17 protein-coding genes and 1 riboswitch are annotated in these 18,599 nt (G+C 68.4%); of the genes, 15 read left to right on the plus strand and 2 right to left on the minus strand.

Translation table 11 applies throughout. The annotated features are described in order from the left end of the window. The first annotated feature begins 38 nt into the window (after positions 1-38). From cheY to metF, 14 genes are all read left to right on the plus strand, one after another. A complete protein-coding gene (cheY, locus tag DIE23_RS28410; RefSeq protein ID WP_006754880.1) occupies positions 39-434 on the plus strand; it encodes a chemotaxis response regulator CheY in 396 nt (131 codons plus the stop codon). Position 435: 1 nt separating this feature from the next. After that, positions 436-1,167 (plus strand): protein phosphatase CheZ, encoded by a 732-nt coding sequence (gene cheZ / locus DIE23_RS28415; protein WP_124615147.1) that lies wholly within the window; start codon positions 436-438, stop codon positions 1,165-1,167. 278 nt (positions 1,168-1,445) lie between these two features. Continuing rightward, positions 1,446-1,949 carry a DUF2844 domain-containing protein gene (locus tag DIE23_RS28420; RefSeq protein ID WP_124615148.1) on the plus strand — a complete coding sequence of 168 codons (504 nt, stop codon included), beginning with the start codon at positions 1,446-1,448 and terminating at the stop codon, positions 1,947-1,949. 16 nt (positions 1,950-1,965) lie between these two features. Beyond that, positions 1,966-3,219: a DUF3443 domain-containing protein gene (locus tag DIE23_RS28425; protein WP_124615149.1), complete on the plus strand. Its 1,254-nt coding sequence runs from the start codon at positions 1,966-1,968 to the stop codon at positions 3,217-3,219. A gap of 158 nt (positions 3,220-3,377) precedes the next feature. After that, complete coding sequence (locus DIE23_RS28430; protein WP_124615150.1) at positions 3,378-3,875, plus strand: VOC family protein; 498 nt, start codon at positions 3,378-3,380, stop codon at positions 3,873-3,875. A gap of 35 nt (positions 3,876-3,910) precedes the next feature. Next, positions 3,911-4,618 carry a DUF805 domain-containing protein gene (locus DIE23_RS40405; RefSeq protein ID WP_260436181.1) on the plus strand — a complete coding sequence of 236 codons (708 nt, stop codon included), beginning with the start codon at positions 3,911-3,913 and terminating at the stop codon, positions 4,616-4,618. A gap of 336 nt (positions 4,619-4,954) precedes the next feature. Then, on the plus strand, positions 4,955-6,154 hold the full coding sequence (flhB, locus tag DIE23_RS28440; protein ID WP_124615151.1) for a flagellar biosynthesis protein FlhB: 1,200 nt from the start codon (positions 4,955-4,957) through the stop codon (positions 6,152-6,154). Beyond that, positions 6,151-8,253 carry a flagellar biosynthesis protein FlhA gene (flhA, locus tag DIE23_RS28445; protein WP_124615152.1) on the plus strand — a complete coding sequence of 701 codons (2,103 nt, stop codon included), beginning with the start codon at positions 6,151-6,153 and terminating at the stop codon, positions 8,251-8,253. The genes flhB and flhA overlap by 4 nt, the downstream gene beginning before the upstream one ends. Further along, on the plus strand, positions 8,250-10,022 hold the full coding sequence (flhF, locus tag DIE23_RS28450) for a flagellar biosynthesis protein FlhF (RefSeq protein WP_124615153.1): 1,773 nt from the start codon (positions 8,250-8,252) through the stop codon (positions 10,020-10,022). Before flhA ends, flhF begins: the two co-directional genes overlap by 4 nt. After that, on the plus strand, positions 10,015-10,833 hold the full coding sequence (locus DIE23_RS28455) for a MinD/ParA family protein (protein WP_124615154.1): 819 nt from the start codon (positions 10,015-10,017) through the stop codon (positions 10,831-10,833). The genes flhF and DIE23_RS28455 overlap by 8 nt, the downstream gene beginning before the upstream one ends. 22 nt (positions 10,834-10,855) lie before the next feature. Further along, a complete protein-coding gene (locus DIE23_RS28460; protein WP_124615155.1) occupies positions 10,856-11,590 on the plus strand; it encodes an RNA polymerase sigma factor FliA in 735 nt (244 codons plus the stop codon). Between the two features lie 77 nt (positions 11,591-11,667). Beyond that, a riboswitch (S-adenosyl-L-homocysteine riboswitch) is annotated at positions 11,668-11,784 on the plus strand. Positions 11,785-11,818: 34 nt separating this feature from the next. Beyond that, positions 11,819-13,237 carry an adenosylhomocysteinase gene (ahcY, locus tag DIE23_RS28465; RefSeq protein ID WP_124615156.1) on the plus strand — a complete coding sequence of 473 codons (1,419 nt, stop codon included), beginning with the start codon at positions 11,819-11,821 and terminating at the stop codon, positions 13,235-13,237. Positions 13,238-13,404: 167 nt separating this feature from the next. After that, positions 13,405-13,758 (plus strand): phage holin family protein, encoded by a 354-nt coding sequence (locus DIE23_RS28470; RefSeq protein WP_006477367.1) that lies wholly within the window; start codon positions 13,405-13,407, stop codon positions 13,756-13,758. Between the two features lie 24 nt (positions 13,759-13,782). Continuing rightward, positions 13,783-14,613, plus strand: a complete 831-nt coding sequence (gene metF / locus DIE23_RS28475; protein ID WP_124615157.1) for a methylenetetrahydrofolate reductase [NAD(P)H] — start codon at positions 13,783-13,785, stop codon at positions 14,611-14,613. A gap of 84 nt (positions 14,614-14,697) precedes the next feature. On the opposite strand, the gene DIE23_RS28480 is transcribed toward metF, so the two are convergent. Then, positions 14,698-16,176, minus strand: a complete 1,479-nt coding sequence (locus DIE23_RS28480; protein ID WP_124615158.1) for an amidase — start codon at positions 16,174-16,176, stop codon at positions 14,698-14,700. An 81-nt stretch (positions 16,177-16,257) separates the two neighbouring features. Continuing rightward, entirely contained in the window at positions 16,258-16,950 is a 693-nt protein-coding gene (locus DIE23_RS28485) for a dienelactone hydrolase family protein (RefSeq protein ID WP_124615159.1), read from the minus strand. A 272-nt stretch (positions 16,951-17,222) separates the two neighbouring features. Here DIE23_RS28485 and DIE23_RS28490 point away from each other — a divergent pair, with 272 nt between their 5' ends. After that, entirely contained in the window at positions 17,223-18,302 is a 1,080-nt protein-coding gene (locus DIE23_RS28490; protein WP_124615160.1) for a nitronate monooxygenase family protein, read from the plus strand. Positions 18,303-18,599 lie beyond the last annotated feature (297 nt).

Here is an 18,599-nt window from a genome sequence, read left to right on the forward strand (position 1 = left end):
GCGGGCTCCGACGGTAACGAATCTGCAAAGGAACGACGATGGACAAGAGCATGAAAATCCTGGTGGTGGACGATTTCCCGACGATGCGCCGGATCGTCCGCAACCTGCTCAAGGAACTGGGCTACACGAACGTCGACGAAGCCGAGGACGGCGCGGCCGGCCTCGCGCGGTTGCGCGGCGGCGGCTTCGACTTCGTGATCTCCGACTGGAACATGCCGAACCTCGACGGCCTCGCGATGCTGAAGGAAATCCGCGCGGACGCGACGCTCACGCACCTGCCGGTGCTGATGGTCACGGCCGAGTCGAAGAAGGAGAACATCATCGCGGCCGCGCAGGCGGGCGCGAGCGGCTACGTCGTGAAGCCGTTCACGGCCGCGACGCTCGACGAGAAGCTGAACAAGATCATCGACAAGATGGCCAAGGCCGGGAGCTGACGTGAACGAGCCGATCCATGCGGCGCTCGCCGGCGCGGCGTTCAGCGCCGACGGCCACGCCGAAGGCGCCGACTACGCGAGCGACCGGATCCTCGCGCGCATCGGCCACGTCACGCGCACGCTGCGCGACTCGATGCGCGAGCTCGGGCTCGACAAGCATGTCGAGCGCGCGGCGGAAGCCGTGCCCGATGCGCGCGACCGGCTGCGCTACGTCGCGACGATGACCGAGCAGGCGGCCGAGCGCGTGCTGAACGCGATCGAGGTCGCGAAGCCGGTGCAGGAGCGCATCCAGAACGAGGCCGAGGCGCTCGACGCGCGCTGGGCGCAGTGGTATGCGGCGCCGATCGAGCACGCCGAGGTGCGCGAGCTGATGGACGACACGCGCACGTTCCTGCGCGCGCTGCCCGAAGCCGCGTCGGCGACCAGTGCGCAGCTGCTCGAGATCATGCTCGCGCAGGACTTCCAGGACCTGACCGGGCAGGTGATCAAGAAGATCATGGACATGGTCTACCTGATCGAGCAGCAGTTGCTCACCGTGCTCGTCGAGAACATCGCGCCCGAGCGGCGCGAGCAGTTCGCGGCGACCGCGGCCGCGCTCGCGGCTGAGCAGATCAGCGCGACCGGCAGCCCCGAGTCGCTGCTGAACGGGCCGCAGATCGCACCGGAAGGCAAGTCCGACGTCGTGCAGGACCAGGCGCAGGTCGACGACCTGCTCGCGAGTCTCGGCTTTTGATCCTGCCGCGTCGCGCCGGCGCCGCGCCCGATCGCGGAGTGGCCCGGTGCGCGTGGCTTTCACCATGCTTCTTCCGCTGATCCCCGCGCGCGGGCGGTGCCGCATGTCATGCTGCGCCGCGTCATGCAATGTTGATTTGACACTCCGACACACTCAGCAGGCATACTACGTGTCAGCAGCAACGAAGCGTCATTCTTAAGACTTTCATTTGTTGACCTGCCGGGCCGGGCCTGATAGCGGCGACGCCAGGCAACAAAGCCAGTCCCTTGGGGGGGAACGTGAAGCTGAAACGCTTGGGCTGGGCCGCCGCGCACGCGACGGCTGCAATGGGTGTGCTGTGGGCCGTCCACGCACAGGCCGAACTGGGCGGCGCGCCGATGTCGCCGCCGGCGGACGATCATGCCGCCACGGTACGCGCGCTGCAGCGCGCGATGCGTTCCGCCGACGGCGCGCAGGCGAGCGCGGCCGCCTACACCGTCCGCGAGATCACGCTCGCATCGGGCACCGTCATCCACGAATACACGACCACGGCCGGCACCGTGTTCGGCCTCGCCTGGCGCGGGCCGAGCATGCCGGACCTCGAGTCGCTGCTCGGCAGCTATTTCCCGCAGTACACCGCCGGCGTGCAGGCCGCGCATGCGGCACGCGGCTGGCGCGCGCCCGTGTCCGTCGAGACGAGCGGCCTCGTGATCCGCACGGGCGGCCACATGGGCGCCTTCGCGGGCCAGGCGTGGCTGCCGACGGTGCTGCCCGCCGGGCTGACCGGCAACGACATCCAGTGACAGCGGGAGAGCGATCTTGAGAATTCCTCAAACCTTCAAGCGCTGGCTCGGCCTGCTGAGCGTCGCGGCCGCGACGGCCATGCTCGTGACCGCCTGCGGCGGCGGCGACGGCAACAACGGCGGCAGCGGCGGCAGTGGCGGCGGCTCCAACGTATCGGACGGCAATACCGCGAACACGGCCGTGATCACGGTCGGCACCGGCGTCGCGCACGTGATCAACATCCCGACCGTCAACGTGAAGATCTGCGTGCCGGGCACGACGAACTGCCAGGTGGTCAACAACGTGCTCGTCGATACGGCGTCGTACGGGCTGCGACTGGTCAGCAGTGCGCTGTCGTCGGGCGTGTTGAACAACCTGCCGCAGACGACGAGCGGCGGCGCGCCGGTCGCCGAGTGCGGCAAGTTCGTGACGAGCTTCACCTGGGGCTCGGTGCGTACCGTCGACCTGTCGATCGGTACCGAGCAGGCGGGTTCGCTGCCGGTGCAGATCATCGGCGATCTCGGCACGACCAACGTGCCGAGCTCGTGCTCGAACAACGGTGCCAGGACGTCGGCCAACACGGCAAGCGACCTCGGCGCGAACGGCATCCTCGGCATCGGGCCGGCGCCGGTCGATTGCGGCACGAGCTGCGCGACGTCGACGTCGGCGACGTCCAACAACTACTACGCGTGCCCGAACGGCAATTCGAGCTGCGCGGTGGCGCTGGTGCCGGTTGCGCAGCAGGTGGCCAACCCGGTCCATCACTTCGCGACCGACAACAACGGCGTGATCGTGCAGATGCCAAACATCTCGAGCAGCGGGCAGGGCAGCGCGACGGGCCAGCTGACGTTCGGGATCGGCACGCAGAGCAACAACGCGCTCGGGGCGTCGACGGTGCTGACATCGACGACGACGGGCGACGTCGCTGCGACGTTCCTCGGCGGCGCCGTGACCGCGTTCTTCGATACGGGCTCGAACGCGTACTTCTTCAACGATTCGGCGCAGAAGACCTGCACGACCAGCACGCAGTTCTACTGCCCGTCGTCGACGACCACCTATACGGCGACGCTGACCGGCCAGAACGGCAAGACGGGCGGCGTGTCGATGCCCGTCGCGAACGCAGATGCGCTGTTCGCGAATTCGTCGACGTTCGCGTTCAACGACATTGCCGGCCCGTTCGGCACGGCCGGCTGGCTCGATCTCGGCATGCCGCACTTCTACGGCAAGACGATCTACTTCGGGATGGACCGGACCGGGAGCGGCGGCGCGCAGCCTTACGTCGCGTTCTGATCGCGCACGAACGGCAGCAGCAGGAAGGGGGCGAGCGATCGCCCCTTTTTTTGCGCCGTTCGCGGCCGGGCTTCGAGCGTCACGCATCGGGCCGCCGCGCCAGCGCCTACGATACAAGACCGGCACCGGTGCCGGCACGACATCGAGGAGACAGCGCCATGAGCCAGCGTATTCAACGCATCACGCCGTTTCTGTGGTTCGACCACGACGCCGAGGCGGCCGCCCGCTTCTACGTGTCGGTGTTCGACGACGCGCGCATCCTGCACGTCTCCCGCTACGGCAAGTCCGGTGCACAGGCGTCCGGGCGGGCGGAGGGCACGGTGATGACGGTGTCGTTCGAGCTGGACGGACAGGCGTTTCTCGCGCTGAACGGCGGCCCTGCGTTCCCGCTCACGCCGGCAGTGTCGTTCGTCGTCAACTGCCGCGACCAGCGGGAGATCGACCGCTACTGGGCGGCCCTGGCCGACGGCGGCGACGAGCGCGCGCAGCAGTGCGGCTGGCTGCGCGACCGCTTCGGCGTGTCGTGGCAGGTGGTGCCCGTGCAGATGCCCGAACTGATGGCGGGCGACCCGGCGCGCGCCGAACGCGTGATGGCGCAGGTGATGCAGATGAAGAAGCTCGATCTCCGCGCGCTCGAGCAGGCGGCGGCCGGCTAGCGCGAACACCGGCCGGGACGCGCCGCTTTCGACGTGTGAACGCGACGCCCGGCGATATTCCCGGCCGGCCGGTAAATGCGTGCCGAACGATCGATTCGATTATCGATCGCGACGAGTTTCATGCTGGTGTAATCAAGTCGTGGATTATCAGGCTGTTGTTTCTATCAGGGAATAACGATTATAAAAATGATGTGACATGCGCATCGGTGATACGGCATGCCACCACCGCGGCCGCTCCAGTGCTGCGAGAGCCGGCGTGCGAACCGGTCGGCGCACGAAAAGAGATGCAATGCGAAGAAAATCAAACTTATAATGCCCGCGTTGTTTCCGGGGTCGCAGATATAAAACATGAGGGCAATAAGATGAATTTCAGTGAAGCCGTTCGTTCCGCACTCAATCAATACGCGAAATTCGAGGGCCGCGCGCGCCGCGCGGAATACTGGTATTTCGCGTTGCTCACGAGCGTCGTGTCGATCCTCTGCCAGGTGATCACCATGGTGGGGCGCGAAGCGAGCGCAATCTCGCTGCTGCTGATGATCGTCGCGGCCGTCGTGTCGCTCGCGCTGGTGCTGCCGAGCCTCGCGGTCACCGTCCGACGCCTGCACGATACGGGCCGCTCCGGCTGGTTCCTGCTGATCGCGTTCATTCCGATCGTCGGCGGGATCCTGCTGCTCGTATGGATGTGCTCGCGCGGCACCAACGGCCCGAACCGTTTCGGCTCGGATCCGATTCCGGCGATCTGAGCGCCGCCCGCCCCGACGCGCGACGCCGTCGCGTCGGGGTGGGGCGGGCTCGGATCGCTTCACGGCCGCCTCGATTCCCCGCTTCCCCCGTCATCCGCTTCACCCCCTCATCCGCTTCACCCCTTCATCCGCTTCACCGCGCCCGCCCGCGAACGCGGTTTCCATCGTCTCCCCCCGCGCGCCGCACCTGCCCGCCACCGCCCGCCGCACCCGCTCGCCCGATTCCCCGAAATACCCCCCTTTCCCGGCTTTGCTCGACCGATCGGTGTTTGACGTGCGCATGAATAATCGGTGTCACTGGAAAGCGGCATTTCGCCGTACCCGACTGGAGGCCCCGTGGCAGACGAGAGCGATCTCGACAGAACCGAAGCCGCCACTCCGAGGCGCCGCGAGAAGGCGCGCGAGGAAGGGCAGGTCGCGCGTTCGCGCGAACTGGCTTCGTTCGCGCTGCTCGCGGCCGGGTTCTACGGCGCGTGGCTGCTCGCGGGTCCGTCGGGTGCGCACCTCCAGACGATGCTGCGCGGCGCGTTCGCGTTCGACCGCGCCACCGCGTTCGACACGCACCGGATGCTGTCGGCGGCCGGCAGTGCGAGCCTCGAAGGTTTCGCCGCGCTGCTGCCGATCCTCGCGCTCACCGGCCTCGCCGCGCTGCTCGCGCCGATGGCGCTCGGCGGCTGGCTGATCTCGCAGAAGACCTTCGAGCTGAAGTTCGACCGCCTGAACCCGATCTCGGGCCTCGGCCGCATCTTCTCGATCCAGGGGCCGATCCAGCTCGGGATGTCGCTCGCGAAGACGCTCGTCGTCGGCGGGATCGGCGGGATCGCGATCTGGCGCAGCAAGGACGAACTGCTCGGTCTCGCGACCCAGCCGCTCGGCTCGGCGCTCGCCGATGCGATGCATCTGGTCGCCGTGTGCTGCGGCACGACGGTCGCCGGGATGCTGGTGGTCGCCGCGCTCGATGTGCCTTACCAACTCTGGCAGTACAACAAGAAGTTGCGCATGACGAAGGAAGAAGTGAAGCGCGAGCATCGCGAGAACGAAGGCGATCCGCACGTGAAGGGCCGTATTCGCCAGCAGCAGCGCGCGATCGCGCGGCGCCGGATGATGGCCGCCGTGCCGAAGGCCGACGTGGTCGTCACGAACCCGACGCACTTCGCCGTCGCGCTGCAGTACACGGACGGCGAGATGCGCGCGCCGAAGGTCGTCGCGAAGGGCGTGAACCTCGTCGCCGCGCGCATCCGCGAACTCGCGGCCGAGCACAACGTGCCGCTGCTCGAGGCGCCGCCGCTCGCGCGTGCGCTGTATCACAACGTCGAACTCGAACGCGAGATTCCCGGCTCGCTGTACTCGGCCGTCGCCGAGGTGCTCGCGTGGGTCTACCAGTTGCGGCGCTTCCGCTCGGAAGGCGGCGCCTTCCCCGCCGCGCCGGTCGATCTCGACGTGCCGGCCGAACTCGACAAGGGGTCGTCGGTATCGGCCGACGACGAGCGTGAAGAAGCCGAAGACACGCTCGGCAAGCAAGGGAACGCAGCATGAGCACCCCGACCACCGGCCTGTTCGCCAAACGCCCGAACCCGTTCGCGGGCACCAACCTGCGCGCGCTCGCGGGTCCGATCCTCATCTGCATGATCCTGGGGATGATGATCCTGCCGCTGCCGCCGCTGCTGCTGGATCTGCTGTTCACCTTCAACATCGCGCTGTCGGTGATGGTGCTGCTCGTCAGCATGTACACGATGAAGCCGCTCGACTTCGCGGCGTTCCCGAGCGTGCTGCTGTTCTCGACGCTGCTGCGGCTGTCGCTGAACGTCGCGTCGACGCGCGTGGTGCTGCTCGAGGGCCACACCGGCCCCGACGCGGCCGGCCAGGTGATCGAGGCGTTCGGCCACTTCCTCGTCGGCGGCAACTTCGCGGTCGGCATCGTCGTGTTCGTGATCCTGATGATCATCAACTTCATGGTGATCACGAAGGGCGCGGGGCGGATCGCCGAAGTGTCCGCGCGCTTCACGCTCGACGCGATGCCCGGCAAGCAGATGGCGATCGATGCCGACCTGAACGCGGGCCTCATCAACGAGGAACAGGCACGCAAGCGGCGCCTCGCCGTGTCGCAGGAAGCCGAGTTCTACGGGTCGATGGACGGCGCGTCGAAGTTCGTGCGCGGCGACGCGATCGCGGGCCTGATCATCATGGCGATCAACGTGATCGGCGGGCTGATCGTCGGGATGGTGCAGCATGACATGAGCTTCGCCGCGGCCGGCACCAACTACACGCTGCTGACGATCGGCGACGGCCTCGTCGCGCAGATCCCGTCGCTCGTGATCTCGACGGCGGCCGGCGTGATCGTGTCGCGCGTCGCGACCGACGAGGACATCGGCACGCAGATCACCGGCCAGCTGTTCACCAACCCGCGCGTGCTGACCATCACCGGCGCGATCATCGTGCTGATGGGGCTGATCCCGGGCATGCCGCACTTCGCGTTCCTCGCGCTCGGCGGCGGCGCGATCTGGCTGGCCCGCACGCAGATCCGCCGCGCGGCGGCCCGCGTGGCGGCCGGCGACGTGACCGATATCGCACCACCCGCCGCGCTGCCGGGCGACAGCCACGAGGCGACCTGGGACGACGTGCAGCTGATCGATCCGCTCGGCCTCGAAGTCGGCTACCGGCTGATTCCGCTCGTCGACAAGAACAGCGACGGCGAGCTGCTGAAGCGCATCAAGGGCATCCGCAAGAAATTCGCGCAGGAAATCGGCTTCCTGCCGCCGGTGATCCACATCCGCGACAACCTCGAGCTGCGGCCGAATGCATACCGGATCGCGCTGAAGGGCGTCGAGATCGGCGTGGGCGAAGTGTTCCCGGGCCAGTGGCTCGCGATCAACCCGGGCCAGGTGACGGCCGCGCTGCCAGGCGTCGTGACGCAGGACCCGGCGTTCGGGCTGCCGGCCGTGTGGATCGACGTCGCGATGCGCGAGCAGGCGCAGGTGTACGGCTATACGGTGGTCGATGCGAGCACGGTCGTCGCGACGCACCTGAACCATCTCGTCGTGCAGCACGCGGCCGAACTGCTCGGCCGCCAGGAAGTGCAGGCGCTCGTCGAGCGCACCGGCAAGGATGCGCCGTCGCTCGTCGAGGATCTCGTGCCGAAGACGATCTCGCTGACGACGCTGCAGAAAGTGCTGCAGAACCTGCTCGAGGAAGGCGTGCCGATCCGCGACATGCGCACGATCCTCGAGGCCGTGTCCGAACACGCGGGCCGCGGCGACGCGTACGAGATCACCGCCGCGGTGCGGCTGTCGCTCGGCCGCGCGATCACGCAGCAGTGGTATCCGGGCTCGGGCGAGATGCAGGTGATGGGCCTCGATTCGAATCTCGAGCGCGTGCTGTCGCAGGCGCTCGCCACCGGCGCGAACCCGGGCCTCGAACCCGGCCTCGCGCACAACCTTCTGACCGGCACGCAACAGGCGATGCTGCGTCAACAGAATCTCGGGCTGCCGCCCGTGCTGCTGGTGCAGCACGCGCTGCGCGCGATGCTCGCGCGTTTCCTGCGCCGCAGCCTGCCGCAACTGAAAGTGCTGTCGTATGCCGAAGTGCCGGACACGCGCACGATCAAAGTCGTTAACGTCATCGGGGGTTCCGCTTGAACATTCGCAAATTCACCGGCGCGACCAGCCGCGACGCGCTTCGCCTCGTGCGCGAGGCACTGGGCGCCGATGCCGTCGTGCTGTCGAACCGCACGCTCGATGACGGCAGCGTCGAAATCGTCGCACTCGCCGATTCGGACCTCGCCGCGGTCACGCCGCCGGCCGCCGCCCGAGTGCGCGGTCTCGCGCCGCGCGCGCCGGAATCCGTGCCGGCCGCAGCCGTCCCGGGCATCGTGTCGCGCCCGGCTGCCGCGCTCGCGCGCCCGGCCGCCAATCCGTATGCGGCAGGCGAGGGCGGGCTCCCGGACGTGTTCTCGTCGGTGTTCGGCGCGAGCGCCGAGGCGACGCAGCCGGCCGTGGAACCGGCCGCCTTCGACGCCGACGCGCACGCGACGGACGCGGCATCGCCGTCGCCGGCCGCGCCGGCGCCCGCTGCCGGCACGCCGGCGGCATCGTCCGAACCCGCGCCGTGGCTCGTCGAGCACGCGAAGCGCCTGACGCAGCAGCGCGAAGCGCTGATCGCCCGCGCGCACGCGGCACCGGCCGCACCGCAAGCACCGGCCCGCCCGCAGCAGGACGCCGCACCCGCGACGCCGGCCGGCTGGGCGCGCGACATCGTGCGCGATGCCGAACGCCGGATGCCGTCCGCCGCCGCAGCAGCCCGCCAGAGCGAAACGAGCGCCGCGAAGCCGGCCGAACGCACGCGCCTGTCCGCCGACGCGGCCGCCGCGGTGGCCGACGCGGTGAAGGCGCGCATCGAGAGCATCGTCAACGACACGGTGATGCACGAGCTCGGCGCGATGCGCGGGATGATGGAAGAGCAGTTCGACAGCCTGATGTGGCACGATCGCCAGCGCCGCAGCCCGGTGCACGGCGCGCTGACCAAGCACCTGTTCTCGGCCGGCTTCTCCGCGCAGCTGGTGCGCATGCTGGTCGACAACCTGCCGAGCGGCGACGGTGAGCAGACCTTCGAGCAGGCTGCCGAATGGGCGCAGTCGGTGCTCGCGGCGAACCTGCCGGTGCTCGAGAGCGAGGACGCGCTGATGGAGCGCGGCGGCGTGTTCGCGCTGATGGGGCCGACCGGTGTCGGCAAGACGACCACCACCGCGAAGCTCGCCGCGCGCTGCGTGATGCGCTTCGGCGCGAGCAAGGTCGCGCTGCTGACCACCGACAGCTACCGGATCGGCGGCCACGAGCAGCTGCGTATCTTCGGCAAGATCCTCGGCGTGCCGGTGCACGCGGTGAAGGATGCGGGCGACCTCGAGCTCGCGCTGTCCGAGCTGCGCAACAAGCACATCGTGCTGATCGACACGATCGGCATGAGCCAGCGCGACCGCGCGCTGTCGGACCAGATCGCGATGCTGCACGGCGCGAACGCGCCGGTGCAGCGTCTGTTGCTGCTCAACGCGACGAGCCACGGCGACACGCTCAACGAGGTCGTCCAGGCGTACCGCGGCGCGGGCGAGCATCCGCAGGGGCCTACCCCGGATCTCGCCGGCTGCATCCTGACCAAGCTCGACGAGGCGACCCACCTGGGCGGCGTGCTCGACACGGTGATCCGCTACAAGCTGCCGGTCCACTACGTGTCGACCGGCCAGAAGGTGCCGGAGAACCTGTACGTCGCGTCGACCAAATTCCTGCTGAAAAGCGCGTTCTGTGTGCCGCGCGACGGCTCGCCCTTCGTGCCGCAGGACGAGGACATGCCGACGCTGCTTTCCGCATTGACCGCACGTTCCACCGCCGAGCTGCACGAGGTGCGATTTGGATAAACGGATCATCGACCAGGCCGAAGGGCTGCGGCGCCTGCTGGCCGGGCGCGCGTCGCGCATCGTCGCGGTGACGGGCGGGCCGGCGGGTGTCGGCTGCACGTCCACCGTCGTGAACGTCGCGGCCGCGCTGACCGCGCTCGGCAAGGACGTGCTCGTCGTCGACGAGCGCGCCGATGTGGATTCGGCCGCGGCGACGCTCGCGGGCGCCTGGCTGCGCGACGGCGAACGCACGCGCGTCGCCGCCGGGTTCGGCCTGTGCGCGGCCGCGCGGCTCGCGCGCGACGGCTACAGCGACACGCAACTGAGCGACTTCATCGACGGCCAGGCCGACATCGTGCTGGTCGACGCGCAGCTCGGTGCCGACGGCGCGTTCTCCGCGCTCGCGCGCGAGGCGCACGACGTGCTGATCGTCACGCGGGTCGCCGCGCAGGCGATCACCGAGGCGTATGCGTGCATGAAGCGCCTGCATTTCGCGCACGCGGTCGCGCAGTTCCGCGTGCTGACCAATCACGTCGGCAGTCACGCCGACGCCAGGACCGCATTCGACAACCTCGCGGGCGTCGCGAGCCGCTACCTGACGGTGTCGATCGCCGACGCCGGCTGCGTGAGCGCCGATCCGCTCGTCGAGCATGCGCGCGACCTGATGCATGCCGTGGTCGACGCGTTCCCGTCGTCGGCCGCCGCGCGCGATTACCGGCAGATTGCCGCCGACCTGCTTTACTGGCCGATGCGCCCCGGCCTGGGCGCCGGCCGCGCCGTGCATGCGGGCGGCAAGCCGTCGTACGAGGCGGGTGCGGCGCACGCCGCGTGAGCGCCACCGGAAGGAGAGAGCCATGATGTACAACGCTCAAGGAAAGATGACCCAGGCCGACGTGCTCGCGCAATACGCGCCGCTCGTGCGGCGCCTGGGGCTGCAGCTCGTCGCGAAGATGCCGGCGAGCGTCGATCTCGACGACCTGATCCAGGCCGGCATGATCGGCCTGATGGACGCGGCCGGCCGCTACAAGGAAGACCAGGGCGCGCAGTTCGAGACCTACGCGACCCAGCGCATCCGCGGCGCGATGCTCGACGAGCTGCGCAGCAACGACTGGCTGCCGCGCAGCCTGCGCAAGACGTCGCGCGAGGTCGAGTCCGCGGTGCACCAGGTCGAGCAGCAGCTCGGCCGCTCGGCGAGCGAGACCGAGATCGCGCAGCACCTGAAGATGCCGCTCGACGAATACCAGGGGATGCTGCAGGACCTGCACGGCAGCCAGCTCATCTACTACGAGGATTTCGACCGCGCGGCCGACGACGAGCCGTTCCTCGACCGCTATCGCGTCGATCATGCCGATCCGCTGTCGTCGCTGCTGGACGACCACCTGCGCGAGGCGCTTGTCGACGCGATCGACCGGCTGCCCGAGCGCGAGAAGCTGCTGATGTCGCTGTACTACGAGCGCGGGCTGAACCTGCGCGAGATCGGCGCGGTGCTCGAGGTCAGCGAGTCGCGCGTGTGCCAGCTGCACAGCCAGGCCGTCGCGCGCCTGCGCGCGCGGTTGCGCGAACAGGCGTGGGTCGGCGCGGAGAACTGACCCTTTCATTGCGGCCACGCGCGCCGACGCCGCGCGTGGCGCGCATTTCCCGCGCCGATTTGCTACAATCCCTCCCGTTTTCCGAGGAGCGTTGCGACGGACCATCCTGCGTCCGCCAGGCTCGGAAAGCTTCACCAAGCAGCCGTGCGGCGACATTCGCGCCGGCCCCGCTTCCTGAACGGCGCTCACGTCACCAATTTCTAGAACTTTTTTAGAAAGGAGGGCGTGATGAACGCCATTATCGATTCCCAGGCTTCCAAGGATTACATCGTCGCCGACATGGCGCTTGCCGGCTGGGGCCGCAAGGAACTGAACATCGCCGAGACCGAAATGCCGGGCCTCGTGCAGATCCGCGACGAATACAAGGCGCAGCAGCCGCTGAAGGGCGCGCGCATCGCAGGTTCGCTGCACATGACGATCCAGACCGGCGTGCTGATCGAGACGCTGAAGGCGCTCGGCGCCGATGTCCGCTGGGCGTCGTGCAACATCTTCTCGACGCAGGACCACGCCGCTGCCGCGATCGTTGAAGCCGGCACGCCGGTGTTCGCGTTCAAGGGCGAGTCGCTCGACGAATACTGGGAGTTCTCGCACCGCATCTTCGAATGGCCGAACGGCGAATTCGCGAACATGATCCTGGACGACGGCGGCGATGCAACGCTGCTGCTGATCCTCGGCTCGAAGGCGGAGAAGGACCGTTCGGTGATCGCGAAGCCGACCAACGAGGAAGAAGTCGCGCTGTACAAGTCGATCGCGAAGCACCTCGACGCCGACCCGACCTGGTACTCGACGCGCCTCGCGCACATCAAGGGCGTGACCGAAGAAACCACGACCGGCGTGCACCGCCTGTACCAGATGGAAAAAGACGGCCGCCTGCCGTTCCCGGCGTTCAACGTCAACGACTCGGTCACCAAGTCGAAGTTCGACAACCTGTACGGCTGCCGCGAGTCGCTCGTCGACGGCATCAAGCGCGCGACCGACGTGATGATCGCGGGCAAGGTCGCGGTCGTCGCGGGCTACGGCGACGTGGGCAAGGGCTGCGCGCAATCGCTGCGCGGCCTCGGCGCGACCGTGTGGGTCACCGAAATCGATCCGATCTGCGCGCTGCAGGCGGCGATGGAAGGCTACCGCGTCGTGACGATGGAATATGCGGCCGACAAGGCCGACATCTTCGTGACGGCGACCGGCAACTATCACGTGATCAACCACGATCACATGAAGGCGATGCGCCACAACGCGATCGTCTGCAACATCGGCCACTTCGACTCGGAAATCGACGTCGCGTCGACCCGCCAGTACCAGTGGGAAAACATCAAGCCGCAGGTCGACCACATCATCTTCCCGGACGGCAAGCGCGTGATCCTGCTGGCCGAAGGCCGCCTCGTGAACCTCGGCTGCGCGACCGGCCACCCGTCGTTCGTGATGTCGAACTCGTTCGCGAACCAGACGCTCGCGCAGATCGAGCTGTTCGTGCGCGGCGGCGAGTACGAGAACAAGGTGTACGTGCTGCCGAAGCATCTCGATGAAAAGGTCGCGCGCCTGCACCTCGCGCGCATCGGCGCGAACCTGTCCGTGCTGTCGGACGAGCAGGCTTCGTACATCGGCGTGCAGAAGGACGGCCCGTTCAAGCCGAACCACTACCGCTATTGATGCGCCGCCGCCGCCGTGCCGCGCGTGCCCCGCATCGGGCGTGCGCGGGTCGGCGGCACGGTGCCGGATCGCCGGCCGTCGCGTCGTGCCCGCGGGCATGCGTGGCGGCCGGCGGCGGTTACCGAACGCATCGACCGTACAGATCGACAACCGAACCGGAGCCCTCCATGAGCGTCATCCTCACCTGGGTCATCAACGCCCTCGCGCTGCTGATCATCACGTACCTCGTGCCGTCGATTCACATCAAGAGCTTCGGCACCGCGCTGATCATCGCGGTCGTGCTTGGCCTGATCAACACGGTGATCCGTCCGGTGCTGATCCTGCTGACGCTGCCGGTCACGATCGTCACGCTCGGGGTGTTCATCCTCGTCGTGAACGCGCTGTGCTTCTGGTTCGCGTCGTCGCTGCTGAAGGGTTTCGAGGTGTCGGGTTTCTGGTCGGCGTTCTTCGGTTCGATCCTGTACAGCATCGTGTCGTGGCTGCTGTCCGCGCTGATCTTCGGGCAGCGCGACATCGGCTGACGGCCGGGCCCACTCTTGCGAATCATGAAACCGATCGAACTCTCGTTTGAATTCTTCCCGCCCAAGACGGCGGACGGCGTCGAGAAGCTGCGCGCGACGCGTGCACAGCTGCTGCCGCTGAAGCCGAAATTCGTCTCCGTGACGTTCGGCGCCGGCGGCTCGACGCAGCAAGGCACGCTCGACACCGTGCTCGACATGCAGAAGGACGGCCTCGAGGCCGCGCCGCACCTGTCGTGCATCGGCTCGTCGCGCGACAACCTGCGCGCGATCCTCGACCAGTACCGCTCGCACGGCATCCGGCATATCGTCGCGCTACGCGGCGACCTGCCGTCGGGGATGGGCGAGGTCGGCGAGCTGCGCTATGCGTCCGAGCTCGTCAGCTTCATCCGCGCCGAGCATGGCGACTGGTTCCACATCGAAGTCGCCGGCTATCCGGAATACCACCCGCAATCGCGTTCGCCGAAGGCCGATCTCGAGAACTTCGCGCGCAAGGTGAAAGCCGGTGCGAATTCCGCGATCACGCAGTACTTCTTCAACGCCGACGCGTATTTCCGCTTCGTCGACGATGCGCGCAAGCTGGGTGTGGACGTGCCGATCGTGCCGGGCATCATGCCGATCACGAACTTCTCGCAGCTGATGCGCTTCTCGGAAATGTGCGGCGCGGAAGTGCCGCGCTGGGTCGCGCGCCGGCTCGAAAGCTTCGGCGACGATCGCGAGGCGATCCGCGCGTTCGGCGCGGACGTCGTCACGAGCCTGTGCCAGCGCCTGATCGATGCGGGCGTGCCGGGCCTGCACTTCTACACGCTGAACGCGGCGACCGCGACGCGGACGATCTGCGAACGGCTCTCCATGTAAGCGTCATCACGCGGTTGCATGCGTAAAAGCCCCGCCGGCAAAACCGGCGGGGCTTTTTTTCGCGGCCGGCCGATGGCGCCGGCGTCAGCGCTGCGCCTGCATCAGCGGCGGGCGCCGGTCGAACCACGGCCGCGCCTGTTCGAGCTGGCGCGCGAGTTTCAGCAGCAACGCATCGTCGGCGTGGCGCGCGACGAACTGCACGCCGATCGGCAGCCCGCGCGCGTTCCACCAGAGCGGCACCGACATCGCCGGCTGGCCCGTCAGGTTGAACAACTCGGTGCAGCCGGCCCATGCGAACGCCTTCTCCGACGCCTTCGCGAGCATTTCGCGCAGCAGCGGCTTCACCGGCAGCGCGCCGAGCAGCTTCATCTGCGCGGCTTCGAGCGGCGTCGGCTGCAGCTCGCCGATCTTGACCGGCGGCCCCGCGAGCGTCGCGCACAGGATCGCGTCGTACCGCGACACGAGGCCCGCGACCTGCACGGTGAGTTGGCGCTGCCATTCGAGCACGTCCGGCAGGCGCGCGCGGGCGACGCGCCTGCCGACGACGGCCATCGCCCACGTCGCCGGCTCGAACTCCGCGCGCATCGGCGTGCGCCCGGTCAGCGCGCGCGCGCCGAGCACCATCTCCTCGGCGATCGTCGCCCACAGCGTGAGAAAGGTTTCGGCCGCGCGCGCGTAGTCGATGTGCAGCGTCGCCGGTTCGACGTGATGGCCGAGCGATTCGACGAGCGCGGCCGCATCGTCGAGCGCCGCGCGTACGTCGTCGGCGAGCGCCGGCGCGAGCATCGGGTCGACGATGAGGCCGATCCGCAGCGGGCCGGGCGGCGTGTCGAGCTCGCCCAGAAAGGTGCCGGGCGCGCCGGGCGGCAGCGTCTGGCCGGTCGTCACGTCGAGCAGCAGCGCGCTGTCGCGCACGCTGCGCGAAACCGCATGCTGGACGACCAGCTCGCCGTTCGACGGCAGGTCGACCAGTACCGGATTGCGGCTCGGCTTCAGGCCGAACAGCCCGCAACACGACGCCGGAATCCGGATCGAGCCACCGCCGTCCGACGCATGCGCGAGCGGCACGATGCCGGCCGCGACGGCTGCGGCCGCACCGCCGCTCGAGCCGCCGGGTGTGTGATCGAGGTTCCACGGATTGCGGCACGCGCCGAACAGTTCGGGTTCGGTGTACGGCATCTGGCCGATTTCCGACGTGTTGGTCTTGCCGAACACGTTGAGCCCCGCCGCGCGACTGCGCGCGATCACCGGTGAGTCGTCGGCGGGGATGAAGTAGCGATAGTGGCGGCTGCCCATCGACAGCGGCAGCCCGGCGACCGCCGCGCCGAGATCCTTGACGAGATACGGAACGCCCGCGAAGGGCGCGTCGGTGCCGGTATCGCGTGCCGCCTCCGTCCGCTTGCGCGCGGCATCGTAGTCCTGCAGCACGACTGCGTTGATCGCGCCGTTCACCGCTTCGGCCTGGCCGATCGCGGCGTCGAGCAGTTCGCGCGGGCTCGCCTTGCGCTCGCGCACGAGTGCGGCGAGGCCGATCGCGTCATGCGCGAGATAGTCCGAGTGCATCGCGGTCACCCCCGTTGCGACCTGTGGCGATGAAAGGAGGATAACGCGGGCCCGGCGCACCGGGCCCGCTGCCGACTGCCTTTACAGGTGCTCGGCGAGGAACGTCAGCGTGCGGCCGTGCGCGAGCGCCGATGCGCGCTGGTTGTACGACGCGCGGTCGGTGCAGTTGAAGCCGTGCTCGGCGCCCGGGTACAGGTGGAACGACGCGTTGTGGCGGCCCGCGAACGCGGCCTTCACCTGCTCGACGGCGTCGAGCGGGATCCCGTGGTCGTTCTCCGCGTAGTGGAACAGGATCGGCTGCGTGACCTTGCCGGCGAGGTCGAGCGCATTCTGGATGCCGCCGCCGTAATAGGCGACCGCCGCATCGACCTTGGCAGCAGCGGCCGCGCGGTACGCGAGCTGACCGCCGAAGCAGTAGCCGATCGCGGCGACCTTGCCGGCGACCTCGGGGCGCGCGCGCAACGCATCGGCGGCCGCGCCGATGTCCGCGACCGCGAGGCCGACGTCGGTCTTCTTCATCAGCTCGATGCCTTTGTCGCGATCGGCGCCTTCATAGGTCAGCTCGACGCGCGGCTGCGTGCGCCAGAACACGTCCGGCGCGAGCGCGACGAAGCCGTCGGCCGCGTACTGGTCGGCGACCGCGCGGATGTGCGTGTTCACGCCGAAGATCTCCTGGATGATGATGACGGCGGGGCCCTTGCCGCGCTTGGGCAGCGCGAGATAGCCGCCGAAGCTGTCGTTACCGGTCGGGATGTCGATCCATTGGGCAGTCACGTTTGAACTCCTGGCGAACGGGCGCGCGACCTGCGCGCCGCGGATGGAAAAAGGGGCGGCCTAGTGTGCCACCAATCCTGTGGCGCTGCAGCGCGCGCAAGCGGCGCGCCTGCCGGGCGTGCGCGCGTGTCGAATCCGCGTCCCGAACGCGCTTCTCGCGCAGCGATCGTTTTGATCTCGATTATTCATTTTTCGGCGGTGAGCGGCTTCGATAGAGTCGATATGTCGGCTTTTACAAAGCGCTTTCGCGTATCGTCATCGAAGGATTCGCCATGCCAGCCCGTGCATTTTCCACCCCGTTTTCCGAACGCTTCGGCCTGCGCCTGCCGCTCGTGCAGGCACCGATGGTCGGCGCGACCACGGCCGCGATGGTCGCGGCCGCATCCAATGCCGGCGCGCTCGGCAGCCTCGGCGCCGGCGCGTTCGAGCCGGACCGTCTCGCGACCGAAGTCGCCGCGATTCGCGCGGCGACCGCGCGTCCGTTCGCCGTGAACCTGTTCGTGTTGCCCGAGGCCGCGCCCGACGCGGCGACCGTCGCACGCGCGCTCGCCGCGATCGATCCGTTGAACGCGACGCTCGGGCTGCCGCCCGGCACCGTGCCCGCGCGTTACGCGCCCGACTTCCGCGCGCAGCTCGACGCGCTCGTCGCGCTGCGCGTGCCGGTCGCGAGTTTCACGTTCGGCGTGCTCGACGCGGCCGACGTCGAGCGCCTGAAGGCCGCCGGCACCTATGTAATCGGTACCGCGACGCACGTCGCCGAAGGGCTCGCGTGGCAGGCGGCCGGCGCCGACGCGCTGTCCGCGCAGGGCGCCGAAGCTGGCGGCCATCGCGGCACCTTCATCGGCTCGGCCGACGACGCGCTGATCGGCACGCTCGCGCTGGTGCCGCAGCTCGTCGATGCGACCGGCCTGCCCGTGCTCGCCGCGGGCGGCATCATGGATGGCCGCGGGATCGCGGCCGCGCTCGCACTCGGCGCGCAGGGCGCGCAGCTCGGCACCGCGTTCCTGACGTGTGCGGAAAGCGCGATCGCGGCGGACTGGAAAGCGCGGCTGCTCGCGAGTGCCGATACGTCGACGCAGGTCACGCGCGCGATCACCGGCCGCCATGCGCGCGGATTGCGCAATACGCTGATGATGCGGCTCGGCGAACGCGTGGCCGATGCCGCGCCGTATCCGGTGCAGAATGCGCTGACCCAGCCGCTGCGCCAGGCAGCCGCGCGCGCGAACGACGGCGACTACCTGTCGCTGTGGGCCGGGCAGGGCGCGCCGCTCGCGCGGCGGCGCGACGCCGCGCTGACGACGTCGCAACTCGTTGACGCGCTCGACGCCGAATGGCGTGCAACGGCCGCCTGACCGGTTCGTATCGAAACCCGAAACGCGCGCGTTGTCACGCGCGTTTCATTCAATGATCCCGCGCACAAAATACCGAATCGAAATGACACGGGAATGCTTTAAATCAACCTTTCATCCGGCCGTCCGGAATTAGCGGAAACCCTTATCCGGCGGGGCTCGCGGCGATATTCGAGCAGTCATTCCAAAGTGCCCGTATCGGTAGTGTTACCACTACCCTAAAAAAGTCCCACAAATTAATTTGATCACCTACACTTGCGCGCAAGTACGGGTGGGCGGCTGCTAAAAGCGGCTGCTTCC

The organism is Burkholderia sp. Bp9143, from assembly GCF_003853645.1.
In the GTDB taxonomy this organism is placed as follows: Bacteria; Pseudomonadota; Gammaproteobacteria; order Burkholderiales; family Burkholderiaceae; genus Burkholderia.